The organism is Pseudomonas paraveronii (assembly GCF_963681955.1).
GTDB classification, from domain to species: Bacteria; Pseudomonadota; Gammaproteobacteria; order Pseudomonadales; family Pseudomonadaceae; genus Aquipseudomonas; species Aquipseudomonas paraveronii.
On sequence record NZ_OY817130.1, the window covers coordinates 3112110 to 3130145 of the forward strand.

Annotated in this window: 15 protein-coding genes; 11 read left to right on the forward strand and 4 right to left on the reverse strand. The window is 60.0% G+C overall.

The window, feature by feature from the left end; all coding sequences use genetic code 11:
* Positions 1-79 precede the first annotated feature (79 nt).
* Positions 80-2449, forward strand: coding sequence for a phosphoketolase family protein (locus U5A08_RS14175; RefSeq protein WP_321852061.1), 2370 nt, complete (start codon positions 80-82; stop codon positions 2447-2449).
* A gap of 16 nt (positions 2450-2465) precedes the next feature.
* Here U5A08_RS14175 and U5A08_RS14180 read toward each other — a convergent pair whose 3' ends face one another.
* The 3 genes from U5A08_RS14180 to U5A08_RS14190 all read right to left on the reverse strand — a co-directional run bounded on the left by U5A08_RS14180 (position 2466) and on the right by U5A08_RS14190 (position 5476).
* Positions 2466-2891, reverse strand: a complete 426-nt coding sequence (locus U5A08_RS14180; RefSeq protein ID WP_321852063.1) for a potassium channel family protein — start codon at positions 2889-2891, stop codon at positions 2466-2468.
* A gap of 33 nt (positions 2892-2924) precedes the next feature.
* The gene (gene ftsH, locus U5A08_RS14185) at positions 2925-4748 is read right to left on the reverse strand and encodes an ATP-dependent zinc metalloprotease FtsH (protein ID WP_253395771.1); all 1824 of its coding nucleotides are present in this window, start codon (positions 4746-4748) and stop codon (positions 2925-2927) included.
* An 80-nt stretch (positions 4749-4828) separates the two neighbouring features.
* A complete protein-coding gene (locus U5A08_RS14190; protein WP_253395772.1) occupies positions 4829-5476 on the reverse strand; it encodes a BON domain-containing protein in 648 nt (215 codons plus the stop codon).
* Between the two features lie 281 nt (positions 5477-5757).
* On the opposite strand from U5A08_RS14190, the gene U5A08_RS14195 reads away from it, so the two are divergent.
* The 3 genes from U5A08_RS14195 (at position 5758) to U5A08_RS14205 (ending at position 8905) form a co-directional block, all read left to right on the forward strand.
* Complete coding sequence (locus U5A08_RS14195; protein WP_321852066.1) at positions 5758-6678, forward strand: universal stress protein; 921 nt, start codon at positions 5758-5760, stop codon at positions 6676-6678.
* A 35-nt stretch (positions 6679-6713) separates the two neighbouring features.
* Entirely contained in the window at positions 6714-8096 is a 1383-nt protein-coding gene (locus tag U5A08_RS14200) for an MBL fold metallo-hydrolase RNA specificity domain-containing protein (protein ID WP_253395776.1), read from the forward strand.
* A gap of 128 nt (positions 8097-8224) precedes the next feature.
* Positions 8225-8905: a BON domain-containing protein gene (locus tag U5A08_RS14205; RefSeq protein ID WP_321852068.1), complete on the forward strand. Its 681-nt coding sequence runs from the start codon at positions 8225-8227 to the stop codon at positions 8903-8905.
* A gap of 10 nt (positions 8906-8915) precedes the next feature.
* Here U5A08_RS14205 and U5A08_RS14210 read toward each other — a convergent pair whose 3' ends face one another.
* The gene (locus U5A08_RS14210; RefSeq protein WP_321852070.1) at positions 8916-10760 is read right to left on the reverse strand and encodes a response regulator; all 1845 of its coding nucleotides are present in this window, start codon (positions 10758-10760) and stop codon (positions 8916-8918) included.
* A gap of 400 nt (positions 10761-11160) precedes the next feature.
* Here U5A08_RS14210 and U5A08_RS14215 point away from each other — a divergent pair, with 400 nt between their 5' ends.
* The 7 genes from U5A08_RS14215 to U5A08_RS14245 all read left to right on the forward strand — a co-directional run bounded on the left by U5A08_RS14215 (position 11161) and on the right by U5A08_RS14245 (position 18035).
* Entirely contained in the window at positions 11161-12543 is a 1383-nt protein-coding gene (locus tag U5A08_RS14215) for an NAD-dependent succinate-semialdehyde dehydrogenase (RefSeq protein WP_321852072.1), read from the forward strand.
* A gap of 63 nt (positions 12544-12606) precedes the next feature.
* Positions 12607-13746 (forward strand): NAD(P) transhydrogenase subunit alpha, encoded by a 1140-nt coding sequence (locus tag U5A08_RS14220; protein ID WP_321852074.1) that lies wholly within the window; start codon positions 12607-12609, stop codon positions 13744-13746.
* Positions 13743-14084 (forward strand): NAD(P) transhydrogenase subunit alpha part 2, encoded by a 342-nt coding sequence (locus U5A08_RS14225; RefSeq protein WP_247396064.1) that lies wholly within the window; start codon positions 13743-13745, stop codon positions 14082-14084. The genes U5A08_RS14220 and U5A08_RS14225 overlap by 4 nt, the downstream gene beginning before the upstream one ends.
* A gap of 9 nt (positions 14085-14093) precedes the next feature.
* Positions 14094-15530, forward strand: a complete 1437-nt coding sequence (locus U5A08_RS14230; protein ID WP_253395787.1) for an NAD(P)(+) transhydrogenase (Re/Si-specific) subunit beta — start codon at positions 14094-14096, stop codon at positions 15528-15530.
* Positions 15531-15722: 192 nt separating this feature from the next.
* Positions 15723-16082, forward strand: coding sequence for a response regulator (locus U5A08_RS14235; RefSeq protein WP_247396059.1), 360 nt, complete (start codon positions 15723-15725; stop codon positions 16080-16082).
* Positions 16082-16693: a chemotaxis protein CheC gene (locus U5A08_RS14240; RefSeq protein ID WP_253395789.1), complete on the forward strand. Its 612-nt coding sequence runs from the start codon at positions 16082-16084 to the stop codon at positions 16691-16693. Before U5A08_RS14235 ends, U5A08_RS14240 begins: the two co-directional genes overlap by 1 nt.
* 13 nt (positions 16694-16706) lie before the next feature.
* Positions 16707-18035, forward strand: a complete 1329-nt coding sequence (locus tag U5A08_RS14245) for an ATP-binding protein (protein WP_321852079.1) — start codon at positions 16707-16709, stop codon at positions 18033-18035.
* Position 18036: the final 1 nt, after the last annotated feature.

An 18036-nucleotide genomic window follows, 5' to 3' on the forward strand; every position in this document is an offset into this window, starting at 1 on the left:
GTACATCAAGCCCCGCGCATTTGAGGCACCCAGAATCGACGAAGGATAATCCACTGGTCGAACCTTGGCGGAGGGGCGTATGAGCGATTTTTTGAGTGCAGAGGAGCTGGACGGGGTGGACGCGTATTGGCGGGCGTCCAATTACCTGGCAGTCGGGCAGATCTACCTCAAGAGCAACCCGTTGTTACAGACCCCCCTGACCCTGGCGCACATCAAACCGCGCCTGTTGGGGCATTGGGGCACCACGCCGGGGCTGAATCTGCTCTATACGCACCTCAATCGGCTGATCAACCAGTACGACTTGAACATGCTCTTCGTCGCCGGTCCCGGACACGGCGGCCCGGCGGTGGTCGCGCAGACTTACCTGGAAGGCACCTACACCGAGTGTTATCCCTCGGTGGAGCGCAATGCCAATGGGCTGTTGCGGCTGTTTCGGCAGTTTTCCTGGCCCTACGGGATTTCCAGCCACGTCTCGGCCCAGATCCCGGGGTCGATCCATGAAGGCGGCGAACTGGGTTACTGCCTGGCCCACGCCTATGGCGCGGTCTTCGATAACCCGGACCTGATCGTCGCCTGCGTGATCGGCGACGGCGAAGCCGAAACCGGCCCGCTGGCCGCCAGTTGGCACTCCAATAAATTCATCAACCCCGCGCGCGACGGAGCGGTGCTGCCGATCCTGCACCTCAACGGCTACAAGATCGCCAACCCCACGGTACTCTCCAGGATCAGCGAAGATGAGCTGTCAGCCCTGTTGTATGGCTATGGCTACGATCCGTACTTCGTCGAAGGCGATGACCCGGCGCAGGTGCATCAGGAGCTTGCCCGGACCCTTCACACCATGCTGCTGAAAATCCGCGAGATTCAGCAGGCGGCGCGCCAGCCCCGGCGCGCCGAGGCGCCGGAACGCCAGTTGTGGCCGGTGCTGGTATTGCGCACGCCCAAAGGCTGGACCGGGCCCAAGTTTGTCGATGGCTGTCGGGTCGAAGGCACCTGGCGCGCCCATCAAGTGCCGTTGGCCAACTTTCAGGTGCCGGGGCATGTGCTGCAGTTGGAGGAGTGGCTGAACAGCTACCGCCCCGACGAACTGTTCGATGCCGACGGCGCCTTGCTCCCGCAAATCGCCGCGCTGGCGCCCACCGGGCACCGCCGCATGAGCGCCAACCCCCACGCCAATGGCGGGCTGTTATTACGCATGCTCGACTTGCCACGCTTTGCCGACTACGCGGTAGCACTGCAGGCCCCCGGTTCCCTGCGCGCCGAGGCGACTCGGGTACTGGGGAGTTTTTTGCGCGACGTGATGAAAAACGCGCAGGGCGCCAGCAACTTCCGCCTGTTCGGCCCGGATGAAACCGCCTCCAATCGCCTGGACGCCGTGTACGAGGTCAGCGCCAAGGCGTGGATGGACCCATTGGAGGCCGACGACCTGAACCTGGCCGCAGATGGCCGGGTCATGGAGATTCTCAGCGAGCACGTCTGTGAGGGCTGGCTCGAAGGCTATCTGCTCACCGGGCGCCATGGCCTGCTGTCGTGTTATGAAGCGTTCATCCATATCGTCGATTCGATGGTCAACCAGCATGCCAAATGGTTGAAAACCGCCGCCAGCGTACCCTGGCGCAAGCCGGTGGCTTCGCTCAACCTGCTGCTGACGTCCCATGTCTGGCGCCAGGACCACAACGGGTTCTCTCATCAAGACCCCGGCTTCATCGACCTGGTGGCGAACAAAAAGTCCGACGTGGCGCGCATCTACCTGCCGCCGGATGCCAACTGCCTGCTGTCGGTGGCGGATCACTGCCTGCGCAGCCGCAACTACATCAATGTCATCGTGGTGGGCAAGCAGCCGGAGTGGCAGTGGCTGGATATCGACGCGGCGGTGCAACATTGCCTGGCGGGCATCGGTCGCTGGGACTGGGCCTGCCGTGATGATCAGGACCCAGACGTGGTCATGGCCTGTGCCGGCGACGTACCGACCCTGGAAACCCTGGCCGCCGTGACATTGCTGCGCGAGTACGTGCCGGATCTGCGGGTCCGGGTGATCAACGTGGTGGACCTGATGGTGCTGCAGTCGTCATCGCAGCATCCCCATGGGCTGGCGGATGCGGCCTTCGATGGGTTGTTCACCACCGACAAACCGGTGATCTTTGCCTTCCACGGCTACCCGGCGCTGGTGCATCGGCTGCTGTACAAGCGCACCAATCATGACAACTTTCATGTGCGTGGCTTCATCGAGGAGGGCGCCACCACCACTCCGTTCGATATGGCGGTGATCAACAACCTGGATCGCTACCGCTTGGCATTGGACGTCATCGAGCGTGTACCTCGGCTGTGCGAACAGCGCCACATTGCACAGGCGCGGTACTGGTCGACGATGGAGAAACACAAGCTGTACCTGATCGAACAGGGCGAAGACCTGCCCGAGGTACTGAACTGGCAATGGACACCGGCCACCTAGGGGCTGATGGACGGCGTTACTTGTTCTTCCAGTATTTCTGCATTTCGATAAACAGAAACGACGCCGTCCAGCTGATCAGCACCAGACCGGTCAGCGCTTGCACGCCGGTCAGGAACTTGAGGTTGCCCATGGGGGAGATGTCACCGAAACCGATGGTGGTGTAGGTCGTGAACGAAAAGTACACACAGTCCATGAACGAACCATCGAAGTTGCCTGACAGGCTGCCCCATTCGCCATCGCGGATCATCAGGTAGTAGGTCAAGGCGAAGCACCAGACTTCGATCGCGTGAGCCAGCAGGGCGCCGAATACGCCAATCATCATCCTTAAACGGCTCTTGACCTTGAGGCGCGGTAGCAAGTCGTTCAGGCGCAACAGGAATTCGTAATGAATGATCACGGCGATGATGACCACCAGCGTGTTAATCAGCGTGACGGCCAGCATGGCGATCCTCAGTGGGTGGTTTCAGGGCGACGCTCAACCTGCGGCGACCGGTACGGGTTTCATTGGCAACAGCGCGGGGAAGTCCTCTGGCGTCAGGCTTTCCTTTTCCATCAATAGACGCGCGCCGGCCTCGAGGTCGGCGCGATGCGCCTGGAGTAGGGTTTTGGCGCGTGCGTAGGCCTCGTCGAGCAGGGCGCGTATACATAGGTCGACTTCTCTGGCCGTCTGTTCCGAATAATCTTTTTGCCCCGTGCTCTGCATCTGCTCACCCAGGTAGGTCATGCTTTGTCGCTCCAGCACCGACTGCCCCAGCTCGGCGCTCATGCCGAAGCGGGTGATCAACTGCCGGGCGATATCGGTTGCGCGGGCCAGGTCATCGGCGGCGCCGGTGGAGGTCTGGCCATACATCAAAAACTCGGCGGCGCGGCCGGCCATCAGCACGACGATGCGGTCCTTGAGCATCTGGCAACTGATCAGGAAGTGGTCTTCCGTTGGGCGCTGCAAAGTGTAACCCAAGGAGCCAATGGCACGCGGCACGATGGACACCTTGTGTACCGGGTCCATGGCCGGTAGGTGACTCGCCGCCAGCGCGTGGCCCATCTCGTGGTACGCCACCACCTGACGTTCTTCGGGGCGCAGCACGCTGCTCTTGCGTTCGATGCCCGCGATCAGGCGTTCCACGGCCGCGGTGAAATCGTCCAGGCCGACGGTGTCGGCGCCACGGCGAGTGGCGACGATCGCCGCTTCGTTGACCAGGTTCGCCAGGTCGGCGCCGGTGAAGCCGGTGGTGATGTCGGCAATGCGCTCGCTGTCGAGGGCCGGGGCCACGGTGATTTTTTGCAGGTGAACCTTGAGGATCGCCTGCCGTCCCTTGCGGTCAGGGCGATCGATCAACACCTGGCGGTCGATCCGCCCTGCGCGCAGCAGCGCCGGGTCGAGCACTTCCGGGCGATTGGTCGCGGCCAGCAGCACCACGCCCTCGCGGGGGTCGAAGCCGTCCAGTTCGGCCAGGAGCTGGTTGAGGGTCTGTTCCTTTTCGTCATTGCCCCCCATTACGCCGACGCCACGCATTTTGCCCAGGGCATCCAGCTCATCGATAAAAATGATGCACGGCGCGGCCGCGCGCGCCTGTTCGAACAGGTCGTGGACCCGTGCGGCGCCAACGCCGACGAACATCTCGACGAATTCCGAGCCCGAGATCGAGAAAAACGGCACCCCGGCTTCGCCGGCGATGGCTTTGGCCACCAGGGTCTTGCCGGTGCCCGGCGGGCCCACCAGCAGCGTGCCTTTGGGAATATGCGCGCCCAAGCGCGAGTACTTGGCCTTGTCCTTGAGGAACGAGACGATCTCCACCAGTTCGGCCTTGGCTTCATCGATGCCCGCGACATCCGCAAAGGTGATCCCCGTGTCCCGTTGAACAAACACCTTGGCCCGGGACTTGCCGATGTTCATCAGCCCGCCCAAGCCCTGTTTTTCCGCGACGCCGCGAAACACAAAGTGCCAGACCACCATGATCAGGATAAAGGGCAGCAGCCAACCCAGCAGGCCGCTCAAAAAGGTATTGTCATTGACCCCGGTGAAGCGGGTGCCCGACTGGGCCAGGTTCGTGGCCAACGCCGGATCGATCCGCACCGTTGTGAACAGGTTGTGGCCGTCGATCGGCACTTGCAGCTTGCCGCTGATCTGGTCTTTCTCGACTTGCAAGTCGCTGACCTTCTGCTCGTTCAACAGTTGCAGAAACTGACTGTACGGGATGCTTTGCACCGTGCGGTGTTCCGCCCACAGAAACTGTACGACGGTGAACACGACAAACGCGGTCAGAAAGTAAGACAGGTTCCACTGATGGTTTTTTTTCATAACATTGACTCAAAAAGAAGGCCCGCAACGCATATGCCGCCGTTGAATGCCCCGGTTGGCTGCCTGGGACATTCATCATTTCAGGCGAGCAACAGGTGATCCTCCACCCGCATGACACCCGGCACCGACCAGGCCGCCCGTTCCACGATTTTGCGCTCACTCCATAGGTGAACCTTGCCGTCGAGCCTGACAACGTCACCGTCGACCCTGACGTGAATATCCTTGGCGTCCACTTCAGCATTGCGTTTGAGCGCATCTTCGATGTGCTTGCGGATATCGACGATGTCTACCCGGGGGCTCAGGGTCAGCCGATTATCCACCCCGAGTACGCCGGACAACTTGCGCACGGCCTTCTCTACGGCTTCCTTCTGGTACTGCCAGTCGACTTCGCCTTCAAGGGTGATCCAGCCGTTCTGAACGATGACTTTAACGGCATTCGCCGGTACGTCGGCGCTCCAGTTGATGATGCTCAGGGCACGGGAGGCGATGGTGTCGTCTGCGGTACCGGCGCCTTTGTGCAGCCGCACCTGAATCTCCTCGGCCACTGCACGCACGCCTTTGATGCCTTTTACCGCGCGCTCGGCGCAGACCTTCTGTTCGTAACTACTGACATGTCCGGTGAGCGTGACAACGCCGTTTTCCACGGCGACACCGATGCTGGCTGCATCGATCTGCGGTTGGAATTCAAGCTCTTCCATGATGGCTTTGCGCAAACTCAAGTCGCTCATGTTGGTGTCCTCAGTCGAATGCGTGGCTTAGGGAGGGCCTTACATGGCCGCTCACTGGTTTCTACGCCCGCACCGCGAAAAATTATTGAGCTATATCAACAAGGCCTGAGTGATTCGCTCATTGAGTGAAAGCCGGCCATTAGTTGACAAAGATCAGATTGCACTTTTCGTGGCGTCAGATACTCGACCGATGCTTTTCAGTCACAACGCAGGGGGCCACTCTGCTCGCAAGGAAGTCGGGTGCAGTCAGGCGGTTACACGCGCTCAGGCCGAGGTATCTAATGCTGCCACTCAAACGTGTTTTATTGATTGCACCCTCCGAGATGACGCGCACCCCGGCCTTTGACCGGGCCCAGGCACTGGCCAAGGCTACCGGTGCGTTGTTGCACATTGTTGCGTTTGACTACGTCACGTCGCTGGTGATGGCGGGGTTGCTTGACCATGACGCGATGGCCCAGGCCAGGGAGGGCTACCTGCAGGTCCATCGCCACTGGCTGGAGCAGCAAGTGCGCTTTCAACGGCGCGCGGGGCTGCAGGTCAGTTGTGAAGTGATGTGGGCCAAACCCGGCCTGGCGCAGGTGCTGGCGTATGTGAACGAGTTTCATGCCGACCTGGTGATCAAGGACGTCGAGCATGTGTCGGCGCTTGACCGGACCTTCCATCAACCCTTGGATTGGCTGTTGTTGCGCGATTGTCCGGCCTGCCTGCACCTGGTCACCGACGCCAGGCATCCCAAACCGTTGAAAGTCCTCGCGGCCATCGACTTGTCGCACCTTGAAGAACTGACATACGGGCTGAACGAGCGCGTCGTCGAACTGGCGTCGACATTGGCACTGGCTTGCGATGCGCAACTGCACCTGCTCAATGTCAGCAACTGGTCGGTGGTGGGCGATACCCACGTGAGTGTGCCGACCCAGAGCCTGGAGAGTAGTTTGGGCGAGGCGGTCAACGACGCGCAGGCGGAGGCCTTCGACGCACTCGCCGAACGCTATGGCGTCGAGCAGAAACACCAGCATGTGCTGACCGGGATTCCGCACAAAGTGATCAGCTTGTTCGCCCGGCGCAACGCCTTCGACGTGGTGGTGCTTGGCACGGTCTATCGCGACAGGCTTGACCGGCTGATTGGCAGCACCGCCGAGAGCGTGCTGAACCGCACCTCCTGCAGTTTGATGATCGTCAAGCCATCACCCTGGGTTGACTGAAACCACCGATTCCATGAGATATCAAGGACACAACCATGCGTATGACATTTCTGGGCGCGGCCGGCACGGTCACCGGCAGTAAGTACTTGTTGGAGCATCGAGACGTGCACGTACTGATCGATTGCGGCCTGTTCCAGGGCTATAAGCAGTTGCGCCTGCACAACTGGGACGCCTTCCACCTGCCGGTTCAAGACCTGCACGCCATCGTGTTGACCCACGCCCACCTGGACCACAGCGGTTACCTGCCGGTACTGGTGCGCAACGGCTATCGCGGGCCGGTGTATGCCACGCCGGCCACCTGCGAGTTGGCGAAAATCCTGCTGCGCGACAGTGGCCGCTTGCAGGAAGAAGAGGCCGAGTTCGCCAACCGGCATGGCTTTTCCAAGCACGACCCGGCGCTGCCGCTCTATACCGAACAGGACGCCGAGCGAGCGTTGAAGCTGCTGCGGCCGATCGAGCTGCACCACCGGGTCGCGATCGCGCCGGGCTTGACCATCCTGCTGCGTGACGCCGGGCATATTCTCGGCGCAGCGACTGTCGAAGTGGTTGCCGATGGCGTCACGCTGGTGTGTTCCGGCGACCTGGGGCGGCCGAACGATCCCTTGATGTTCGCCCCGGAAACCATCGAGCAGACCGATTACCTGCTGGTGGAATCGACCTACGGCGATCGTCGACACCCCGTTGAGCCTCCCGAACAGCAACTGGCGGACGTGATCAACCGCACCGCGCTGCGGCGCGGCATCACCCTGGTGCCGTCGTTTGCGGTGGGGCGCGCGCAACTGCTGATGTATCACCTGTATCGACTCAAGCAACAGCACGCGATCCCGGACCTGCCGATTTACCTCAACAGCCCGATGGCCACCGAGGTCACTCGCCTGTACCAGCGCTTTCGTTCTGAGCATCGGTTGTCGCTGGAGGACTGCCAGGGTATGTGTGATGGCACGCACTTTGTGTGCTCCGTGCAACAGTCGATTGACCTGGACCAGCAGCGCACCCCCGCGATCATCATTGCCGCCAGCGGCATGGCCACCGGCGGGCGGGTGCTGCACCACCTCAAGGCGCTGGCGCCCAACCCGCTCAACACCCTGTTGGTGCCGGGCTTTCAGGCCGGCGGTACACGTGGCGCGCAGATTGTCGCGGGGGCGCCGTCGGTGCGTATCCACGGCCAGGACGTGCCGATCAACGCCGAGGTGGTGCCCATGCAAACCCTGTCCGCGCATGCCGATGCCGATGAAATCATGCAATGGCTGCGTGGCTTCAAGCGGGCGCCGAAACACACCTACGTCGTACACGGCGAGCCGAACGCCTCGGACGTGCTGCGCCGGCGCATCAGCCAGGAACTGGGCTGGTCGGTGTCGGTGCCGGAGTATCGGGACAGTGTCGAACTGCCGGCGATCGAACAGCCTCTGCCTGTCTAGTGCAAAAAGCGCGGGGCTTGAATGGCGGCTCCCTCCCCAGGGATGGGTACTTTCCGACCTGCTGAAGATCATCGCAACCCGATACGCTTTGGCTGACTGAGACTTTTGAAAAACTCTGGAGCTTTTTTATGAATACCGATGAAAAGCTAAGGCAGCGAGTGATCGAAGAACTGAATTGGGACCTGGCACTCAAGGCCGGGCAGATTTTAGTTCAAGTGGCCGATGGCATCGTCACGCTCACCGGCAACGTTGCCAGTCATGCCGAGCGGTGGCACGCGGAACAGGCTGTCGCACATGTCGCAGGTGTCGTGGATCTGCTCAACCAGATCGATGTCGTGCTGCCGTCCAGTCATGTGCGGACCGACAGCGATCTCGTCGCGGCAGCCGTTGCAGCATTGCAATGGAACACCTCGCTGGCAGACCACCGCGTCAAAGTCAGCGTGGCCGATGGCTGGCTGGTGCTCAGCGGAGAAGTGGACTCTGAGCATCAGCGCCAGACGGCCGGATATGCGGTGCGCTATCTGCAGGGGATCAAGGGGATCAGTAACGATATCGTGGTCAAGACGCACGCTTCTGCGCAAACCATCAAGACCGATATCGAATCAGCGTTTCGACGCAAGGCCATCATCGACGCCCACGCTATCGACGTGCGTGTGGAGGGCGGGGAAGTCACGCTCTCGGGCGTTGTCGGATCGCTCCCGGAGCGGGATATGGCGCGGTTGACGGCATCGGGCACGGCGGGTGTGCAGAAGGTTGTCGACAATCTGATGGTGTCGCCCAGCGGCCTTGAATCGCCGGGTTCGACATAACCGTCCGCGATTACCCGCCGATGAGCCCGTTGCGTTTGTCATTGGCAGCCGCCGAGAGGGTTTTTTCGCCGGCTGCCAGGGCGATACGGGCGAGTTCGGGAATCGATTTGGCTTCGGTCCTGCTCATGATCTGCGCTCGGTGCTTTTCCACTGTCCGTTGACTGATCCCTAGGTTGGCAGCAATGTTTTTGCTCGGATGACCGTCCAGGACCATCGCCAGAATCTGCCGCTGGCGGGCGGTGAGATGGCTGATATGGTCAATCGCAGCCTTGCGAAGGACCTGGGTACTCTCGGTGGCGACTTGACTGACCAATGCTTTTTTCACGCTGGTTAACAGCTGCTGATAACGAAATGGCTTCTCAATGAAGTCGCATACCCCTGCCTTCATCGCATCGACGACATCGGCAACGCGGCTGTTGCTACTGATCATCAGAATGGGCAACTCGTCGCCCTGTGCTTTAAGACGGGCCACCACCTCAAGCCCGCTGATGCCCGAGGGGCGCGCATCAATGATCAGGCAGCCCGGTTGATCAGCGGTATAGCTGTCGAGAAACTGCTCGGCACCGCCGTAGTCGCGCACCCGGTAACCTTCTGACTCGAATACCGTGCGCACGTCGTTGCGCAGCGTGGCGTCGTCGTCCACCACGTAAATGACGGGTTGGCGCGCAGAGGGCATGGCGTGAACAGCGTGTACTGCGGCGTGTGTACTCAATGCACTGGCGAGGGTGATGCGCAACAGGTTCAGGCTCACAGGTTTGCGAAGGAGCATGCAGTCGGCGGTCAGGGCTGAATGGGAAACCTGCTTTTTCGTCTCGGCGGTCAATATGACAGCGGGTGTAGTTCGCCTGAATTGATCGCGTATCTTTTGCACGAGTTGAACGCCGTCCAAGGACCGGTCGAGCACATGCTCGGTCAGGATCAGGTCCGGTTGAATGCCCGAACGCGCGATCCATTCCAACGCGGCGACGCTATCGCGGACCGCTGCTGTTCGATAGCCCAGCGAACCCAATTCGCAACTGAGCATATCGCCTAGCAGCGCGTCCGGTTCCACGATCAACAGCAGGCAAGTGCGAGCCATGCTCAGTGCTCGCGCGTTCTGTTGTCTGCGCGCGCAGGGCTGAGCGACTGATGGGGATAACGGCACGCTGATGGAGATGAGCGTACCTCGCTCGTGCGAGGTTTTGACCTGTAACTGTAAACCCAGCATCGCGCTGAGTTCCGCTATCGGGCGAGGGTTGGGCTTGCCAGATGAACTCGGCAGTGAACCCTCGTAGACCGGCATCGACACGATATGCAACGCGGCGTCGCGGCTTTTGCAGCCCGAAAACCACAGCTCGATGCTCAGCCACTCCGGGTGGCGCCTGCAGCCCAGCGTCAGGCGTAGCGTACTGGCACTGTCCATGATGTTGGCTATCAGGCCGCTCAACAGTTGCCTGAGGCAATCGGGAAGGCTCCTGACCCACGACGAACACGGCACGATCCGCAGGTTGCGGCGCTGCGCGGTGGCCAACGGCAAAAAGTCTTGAGCCAATGCCTTGAAGAGCGCCTGTATGGGGAAATCCACAGCTGCATGGCGATCAAAATCTGTCGCGGGGGAGGGTTGGTCGAGCCCGAATCGACTCAACAGTTTCTCCACCGTGGCATCCAATTGTTCAAGCACCCTGCGCGCCGGTGTCGCGGGGTCGAATTCACAGGCCTCAAGCTGGCCGACAATGAGTGAAACCAATTGCGCTGTCTGGCGAAGTTTCTGATCGATGCCGGACAACCGTTCAGCGGAGATAGGACAGTAGGTCGATGCCGGGCCTGATGTCTGACGTGGCAACACTTCTTCCGACATGGATTGCTTGGCTTGCATGATTCCCCCTCCTGACAAGACACAAAGTCGTATTGCCTGATGCGCAATCCTATGCAGTTTGTAAGGCGGCTTAATTGATCTATGTAAGTATTTACCGAGCCCCGACAGATCTAAATCCCTCGGTTGATTGCGAGCGCGCCGGCCTTTCACGCCAAGCGTCTTCTTCAGGCTGCCTTTCGGTTCACATCACCGCTCTTTGCACCATCGAAGTGCGCTCATGGCACCGTTAGCGTGCCCGCTCTTCAGGCCCTAGCCTGGGCTCAAGGGTTGAGACGTAAGTAGTTTCCGACGCTAGCCACTCGTATGCATTCAGGCCAACGTAATGCCGGTTCATGGAGACGGCGACTGAACGTGGCCGGTTAGACGTTGGATAACTCAATCTCATTGGAAGGCAACCGTTATGGCTTATACGACTATCAATCCATACAACGGCGAGTTGCTCGCTCAATTCGATACCCTGACGGCTGCGCAACTGGAGCACAAACTGGCGGCCGCAGCGCAGTGCTACGCATCGTGGAAAAATACAACGTATGCCCAGCGCGCCTCGATCATCGCGAAGGCCGGTGAATTGATGCATCAGCGCTTCGATGCCCTGGCCCGCAAGATCACGCTGGAAATGGGCAAGCGAATCAACGAGGCCCGAGGCGAAGTCAAATTCAGCGCCGACATCATGGCGTACTACGCTAAAAACGCTGAACGCTTCCTGGCCCCGCAAACGCTTGACCCGACCCAAGGTGAGGCGCATATGGAGAGCAGTCCCATCGGCGTGATCTTCGGTGTCGAACCGTGGAACTTTCCTTTCTATCAGTTGGCTCGCGTGGCCGGCCCGCATTTGATGGCAGGCAACGTGCTGGTGATCAAGCATGCCGGTTGCGTGCCTCAATGTGCGATGGCCTTTGAGCAAGTCCTGCTCGAAGCCGGCGCGCCTGCCGGGCTCTATACCAACCTGTCGATCTCCCATGAACAGTCCAGACAGGTGGTCGATGACCCGCGTGTTCGTGGGGTTGCACTGACCGGCAGTGTCGCCGCCGGCCGCAGCCTGGCGGCCTGGGCCGGACAGAACCTGAAGCCGTCCTCCATGGAACTGGGCGGCAGCGACGCGTTCATTGTGCTGGAAGACGCTGACCTGGAGTTGGCCGTCAAATGGGCGATCTGGGGGCGGATGTATAACTGCGGGCAGACCTGTTGCGCGGCAAAACGCTTCATTGTCGTGGATAAGGTCGCCGATGCCTTCCTGAAGGGCTTTCAGGCCGGGCTCGCGGCGCTGAAACCCGGCGATCCCATGGAAGAAGCGACGACCCTGGGCCCGCTGTCTTCGGAAGCGGCATTAGTGCAGTTGCTCGGGCAGGTTCGCACGGCGACCGATCACGGTGCCAGGATTCTGCTGGGGGGCACACGTATCGATCGCCCCGGCGCCTTTATGACGCCGACCATTCTCACCGATATCGCCCCTGAAAACCCGGCGTTCCGGGATGAGTTCTTCGGCCCGGTGGCGCTGTTTTTCCGGGTCAAGGACGAAGACGCTGCAATCGCCTTGGCAAACGACTCCGACTTTGGCCTGGGCGGCTCGGTGTTCACACGCGACCTGGACAGGGGGCGTCGTGTGGCCAGTCGCGTTGAGACCGGGATGATGTTTATCAACAACATTAGCTGGAGCGATGCCGAGTTGCCCTTTGGCGGCATCAAGGACTCAGGCTATGGACGCGAGCTGGGCGACATGGGGATCCAGCAGTTCGTCAATAAAAAACTCGTGCGTTACGTGTCGGCTCAAGCGCCCGTCTGAAGCCTTGTCTTTTTTACATTCCGGGTGCCCGGCGATACGCGGGCGCCTTCAATGGAGCGCGCAATGTACGTCAATGTGGCTGTGCTGAAAGAAACCCACCCGCACGAACGCCGTGTGGCACTCGTGCCTGGCCTCTGCGCGAAGTTAAGTGCTTTAGGGGCAAAACTTCATATGCAGTCGGGGGCGGGTGAAGCGAGTTTTTTGCCGGACGCGGCGTATTCGGACGTGTTGTTCGTGTCCAGCGGCGGACAGTGGCTGCATGAGGCCGATGTGCTTCTCGCGGTGCAGGCGCCTTCGCTTGAGGTCGTAGGCAAGATGAAGCCTGGGTCAGTACTCCTGTGTTTTGTGTATGCGCAGAAGAATCCGGCCTTGGTGCAACGTTTATTGGAGCGCCAAGTCACGTGTTTTGCCATGGAGCGCCTGCCGCGCATCACGCGAGCCCAGTCGATGGATGCGCTGTCCAGTCAATCGGCGTTGTCTGGGTACTATGCGGTCCAACTGGGCTCGGTGCAGATGTCTCGCATCCTGCCAAAAGTCACCACGGCGGCGGGTATCGTGGGGCCGGCGCGGGTGTTGGTCCTGGGATTGGGCGTGGCGGGGCTGGAGGCCATCGCGACCGCGCATCGCTTGGGCGCCGTGGTAGAGGGCTACGATGTGCGCCCGGAAACCGCGGAGCAGGCCAGATCCCTGGGCGCCAACTTTGTCGATGTGGGGGTCGATGCGCGAGGCAAAGGCGGTTATGCGCGGGAGTTGAGCGACGCAGAAAAAACGCAAGTCGCTCAAGTCTTGACTGAGCATATCCAACAAGCGGACCTGGTCATTACCACCGCCGCAGTGCCGGGGCGGCCCTCGCCGCGCCTGGTCAGTGCCGCACAGCTTGCCGGGATGAAGCCTGGCGCGGTGATCGTCGATCTTGGCGCCGAAGGCGGCGGCAATTGCGAAGGCTGCGTGCCCGGACAGACCGTCACGATCGGTCAGGTAACCCTGATGGCGCCGTTGAATCTGCCCTCATCCTTGAGCCAGGACGCCAGCCTGCTGTATGCGAAAAATCAATTCAACCTGTTGGCGCTGATGTTGAAGAACAACGTCATCAGCATCGACTGGGACGATCAGATTCTGGCGCAAACGGTACTCACCCACGCCGGCAAACTCATGCATTCGCTGAACCCAACGGATGCCGCAACCCAGGAGAAGGCCTCATGAACAGTGTTGGCTTCGTCGGGCTTTATATTTTCATGCTCGCCGCGTTTGCCGGCTGGGTCATCATCGGGCGGGTCCCGGCCATTTTGCACACGCCGTTAATGTCGGGCTCGAATTTCATCCATGGCATCGTGGTGATCGGCGGGCTTATCGGTCTGCTCGATGCCGCAAGCGTGCCGGAACAAGCGGCCGGTTTTGTCGCGGTGTTGCTGGGGGCGGGGAATGCCGCAGGCGGCTATGCCGTCACTGGCCGGATGCTGGCGATGTTCCAGACCAGCGCGCCGGAGCCCAAGCGGCGTAAAGCTCATCACTCTGCCACCCGGAAACCTGAAAAGGCTTGAGGTTTGATCATGTTGATTATGACGTCGCAGTGGCTGATCGGGCTGGTGTATTTCTTCGCGGCTTTTCTACTGATTTTCGGGTTGTGGCGCATGTCTTCGCCCGTCACGGCGGCCGGTGGCATTCATGTCGCCGGTTGGGGCATGGCGGCGGCCGTCATCGTGAGTTTTCTCTATGCATTCTCCGTGAGTGAGGCGGCCCGTCCACATTTGCCTGTCAACGTCAGCCTCGCGCTCGGCGCGCTGCTGTTGGGCGGTGGTGCAGCGTGGTGGAGCGGGCGCAAGGCGGCAATGACCGCTATGCCGCAGATGGTCGCGATATACAACGGCATGGGCGGGGGCGCCGCCGCCGCGATCGCCGCCATGGAGTTGTTCGGGAATCGAGTGTTCGACCTTTGCGCATTGGCCGGCACGTTGTTTGGCGCGTTGATCGGCGCTATCTCGTTATCGGGTTCCTTGATTGCCTGGGCCAAGTTGGATGGCCGCATCAACAAGCCATTGCGCATGAAAGGCCTGCAACTGATCAACGCGCTGCTGATGCTGGTGACGCTCGGTGTAGGCGCTTGGCTGATGGTCGTCATGCAGGCCGCACACGGTTCGTTAAACGACGTCCTGTGGTTGATCGGTGTGTTCTTCGGCTGTGCGTTGTTGTTTGGGGTGCTGATGACGTTGCCCATCGGCGGTGCCGACATGCCGGTGGTTATCTCCATCTACAACGCCTTCACCGGACTGGCGGTCGGCCTTGAAGGCTTTGTGTTGCAGGTTCCGGCCATGATGATCGCCGGCATGCTGGTTGGCGCCGCTGGCGTACTGCTCACATTGCTGATGGCCAAAGCCATGAACCGCACGGTCGCGCATGTGCTGTTTGCACGTTTTGGCGATCAGCCGGTTCGTAAAGGCGCAGCGATCGTGGGTGAGCTCAAGCCGACGGCGGCGAGTGATGCAGGCGTCGCCATGCGTTACGCCAATAAAGTCATCATCGTGCCCGGCTATGGCCTGGCCGTCGCGCAGGGGCAACAAAAGCTCTACGAGTTCGTGAAGTTGTTGCAAGCCCACGGCGTGCTTGTGCGATTCGCGGTACACCCGGTAGCGGGGCGTATGCCGGGACAAATGGACGTGTTACTGGCCGAGGCCGGCGTGCCTTACGACCTGATATTCCAGTTGGATGACATCAATAGCGATTTCGCCGACACCGATGTGGTGCTAGTGATCGGCGCCAACGACGTGGTCAACCCCGCCGCGCGCAACGACAAAGCATCGCCCATCTATGGCATGCCGATCCTTGATGTGGACAAGGCTCATCACGTGTATGTGGTCAAGCGCGGGGAGGGCAAGGGTTATGCCGGTATTCAGAATCAGCTGTTTTACGCAGAAAACTGCAACATGGTGTACGGCGATGCGCAGGCCGTCCTGGTCAAGATGATCGAGGCGGTCAGAGGTTTGGGATAGCGCGTTTTCGGGCTTGGCCAGGCATCTTGTAGGGAATGCCCTACATGCGTCTCAAATCAATCGGGCAGTATCCGCATTGGCTGATGGCTCTTTGATATTCTTCAGGCTAGAGTGGTTAAAAGATTCTGACGAATCTTAGTTTCTGCGGCCTCGACCGAGGCTGCGGGACACTTCATAAATGTGGAGTGCGCCATGAAAGTGCTAATCGCCGATGACTCATCCATGTCCCGCAAGCTGGTCTTGCGATCCCTGCCAGAATCACTGACCGAAGATATTCGCCAGGCCTGTAATGGTGCCGAGGTGATGGAGGCGTATCACGCCGGTTTGGTGGAGCTGCTGTTTCTCGACCTGACCATGCCGGTCATGGACGGCTTCCAGACGCTAGAAGCCCTCAAGCGTGAAGACGCCAACGTGGTGGTCGTAGTGATCAGCGCAGACATCCAGCCGCTGGCCAGGCAGCGAGTATTCGAGCTGGGCGCTGCTGCATTCGTCGCCAAGCCCGTTACGGCTGAAGCTGTACTCGATGCATTGCACCTCATAGGAGTGCTGTGATGGAAACCTTGGCCGCGCTCACCGAAGACCAACGTGATGCCCTGCAGGAACTGATGAATATTGCCATGGGGCAGGCCGCCGAGCGACTGGCCCTGCTGACCAACACCATGGTTACGCTTTCGGTTCCGTTCATTCACCCGCTGATCCGCGAACAGAACAAACTGTCGATTCCGGAGCATCTTCGCCGACGCTTCATGATTGTCACCCGCCAGTCTTTTCTGGGTGAGTTACGCGGCGAGGTGTTCGTGTGCTTTGGCTCAATGGGGGCCGATAAGCTGGCCGAGCTGCTGGGCTATAACGACGACGGCCCTGCGCAGCAGGAAGAGCTCATGTTAGATGTCACCAACATCCTGTCCGGCGCCTGCATCAGTGGCCTGGCCAGGCAGGTGGCGATACAAGTGAGCTATGACGCGCCGTCGATTCTGGTCCACAGAGAAGAGCCCACGAACGCACTGGATGAATTGAACCTGAACGAACACCTTGCGATGGTGTTAGAAATCCGCTTCGAGGTTCAGGCTCATCAATTCTCGTGCGACCTGCTGATCTGCATCACCGAACGCACAGCCGGTGTTGTCATTCGGGCGATCGATCGTTTGCTTTACGAGCTTTGAAAAGGGCGTCTTCATGACAGACAACAAGGCAATTTCCCGGGAAACCCTTGAGTCGATGCTCAAGGCGATCAATATGGGCGTGCTGCTCGTCGATCAGGACTGCAAGGTGCTGTTCTCTAACAACTTTATGTCCATCAATAGCGGCCGCAGTGCCCAGGAGCTGGTGGGTCGCACGCTGTTCGAAGCGTTTCCGGAGCTGCCGGAGGTCTGGACCCGGCAGAAGATCAACAGTGTCTTCACGCTGCAAAACTTTGCTTTTACCTCCTGGCAGCAACGGCCGCACCTATTCAATTTCGAAAGCACCCGGCCCATCAGCGGCATGGTCCGGCACATGTATCAGAACTGCACCTTCTTCCCCGTGCAGGACGCCGATGGCGGCAGTCTGGGTGTAGGCCTAGCGATCAGTGATACGACCGACACCGCGGCCCGCCAACTCGAACTGACGCACCTTAACGAGTTGCTAGAAGAGGAAAAGAGCGCCCAGGCACTGCTTATCGCACGGCTCGAAGACGCCCAGGCGCAGTTGCTGCAGTCCGAGAAGATGGCGGCGATAGGGCAACTGGCTGCGGGGGTGGCCCACGAGATCAATAACCCGATTGGCTTTGTTTGCTCCAACGTCAACAGCCTGCGCCGTTACCTCGTGGATATTTTCGCGCTGCTCGATGCCTATGAGCAGGCCAGTGACGAAACGCATGCCCATGCTCATCCTGAGATCGCGGCCATGCGGGACAAGGCGGATTACAATTTCATGCGTCAGGACATCGACGAATTGCTCACCGAATCGGTCGACGGGCTGGACCGCGTCACTCGTATAGTCAAGGACCTGCGCGAGTTCTCCCATGTCGACAGTTACGAATGGCAGTTGGCCGATCTGCACAAGGGGCTGGATAGCACCCTCAACGTTATCTGGAACGAGATCAAGTTCAAGGCTCAGGTCATCAAGAACTACGGCGATATCGAACCCATCGAGTGCATGGGATCACAGATCAATCAGGTTTTCCTGAACCTGCTCATCAATGCCAGCCATGCCGTCGGCGCCGACGGCGAAATCATCATCAGCAGTGGCAGGGAAGACGGCGGCGTTTTCGTCGAGATCACCGACAACGGTCATGGCATCCCGCTGGAAATCCAGAACCGGATATTCGAACCGTTCTTCACAACCAAACCGGTGGGCATGGGATCGGGTCTTGGCCTGTCGCTGTCGTACAGCATTATGGTCAAACACCATGGAAGGCTCACCGTCAGAAGTGAGCCGGGCAGGGGTAGTTGCTTTCACGCATGGTTGCCATTGCGCCAGCCCCTGGTACAGGCCCAATTGGCCTCTGCTGTTGAAGGTAGCTGAT

What these genes read in the sequence shown, in the direction of transcription:
- U5A08_RS14230 (WP_253395787.1), top strand. Translation starts at nt 14,094, where the DNA reads ATGTTGATTATGACGTCGCAGTGGCTGATCGGGCTGGTGTATTTCTTC.
- U5A08_RS14215 (WP_321852072.1), top strand. Translation starts at nt 11,161, where the DNA reads ATGGCTTATACGACTATCAATCCATACAACGGCGAGTTGCTCGCTCAA.
- ftsH (WP_253395771.1), bottom strand. Translation starts at nt 4,748, where the DNA reads ATGAAAAAAAACCATCAGTGGAACCTGTCTTACTTTCTGACCGCGTTT.
- U5A08_RS14190 (WP_253395772.1), bottom strand. Translation starts at nt 5,476, where the DNA reads ATGAGCGACTTGAGTTTGCGCAAAGCCATCATGGAAGAGCTTGAATTC.
- U5A08_RS14210 (WP_321852070.1), bottom strand. Translation starts at nt 10,760, where the DNA reads ATGCAAGCCAAGCAATCCATGTCGGAAGAAGTGTTGCCACGTCAGACA.
- U5A08_RS14225 (WP_247396064.1), top strand. Translation starts at nt 13,743, where the DNA reads ATGAACAGTGTTGGCTTCGTCGGGCTTTATATTTTCATGCTCGCCGCG.
- U5A08_RS14195 (WP_321852066.1), top strand. Translation starts at nt 5,758, where the DNA reads ATGCTGCCACTCAAACGTGTTTTATTGATTGCACCCTCCGAGATGACG.
- U5A08_RS14180 (WP_321852063.1), bottom strand. Translation starts at nt 2,891, where the DNA reads ATGCTGGCCGTCACGCTGATTAACACGCTGGTGGTCATCATCGCCGTG.
- U5A08_RS14235 (WP_247396059.1), top strand. Translation starts at nt 15,723, where the DNA reads ATGAAAGTGCTAATCGCCGATGACTCATCCATGTCCCGCAAGCTGGTC.
- U5A08_RS14245 (WP_321852079.1), top strand. Translation starts at nt 16,707, where the DNA reads ATGACAGACAACAAGGCAATTTCCCGGGAAACCCTTGAGTCGATGCTC.
- U5A08_RS14175 (WP_321852061.1), top strand. Translation starts at nt 80, where the DNA reads ATGAGCGATTTTTTGAGTGCAGAGGAGCTGGACGGGGTGGACGCGTAT.
- U5A08_RS14240 (WP_253395789.1), top strand. Translation starts at nt 16,082, where the DNA reads ATGGAAACCTTGGCCGCGCTCACCGAAGACCAACGTGATGCCCTGCAG.
- U5A08_RS14200 (WP_253395776.1), top strand. Translation starts at nt 6,714, where the DNA reads ATGCGTATGACATTTCTGGGCGCGGCCGGCACGGTCACCGGCAGTAAG.
- U5A08_RS14220 (WP_321852074.1), top strand. Translation starts at nt 12,607, where the DNA reads ATGTACGTCAATGTGGCTGTGCTGAAAGAAACCCACCCGCACGAACGC.
- U5A08_RS14205 (WP_321852068.1), top strand. Translation starts at nt 8,225, where the DNA reads ATGAATACCGATGAAAAGCTAAGGCAGCGAGTGATCGAAGAACTGAAT.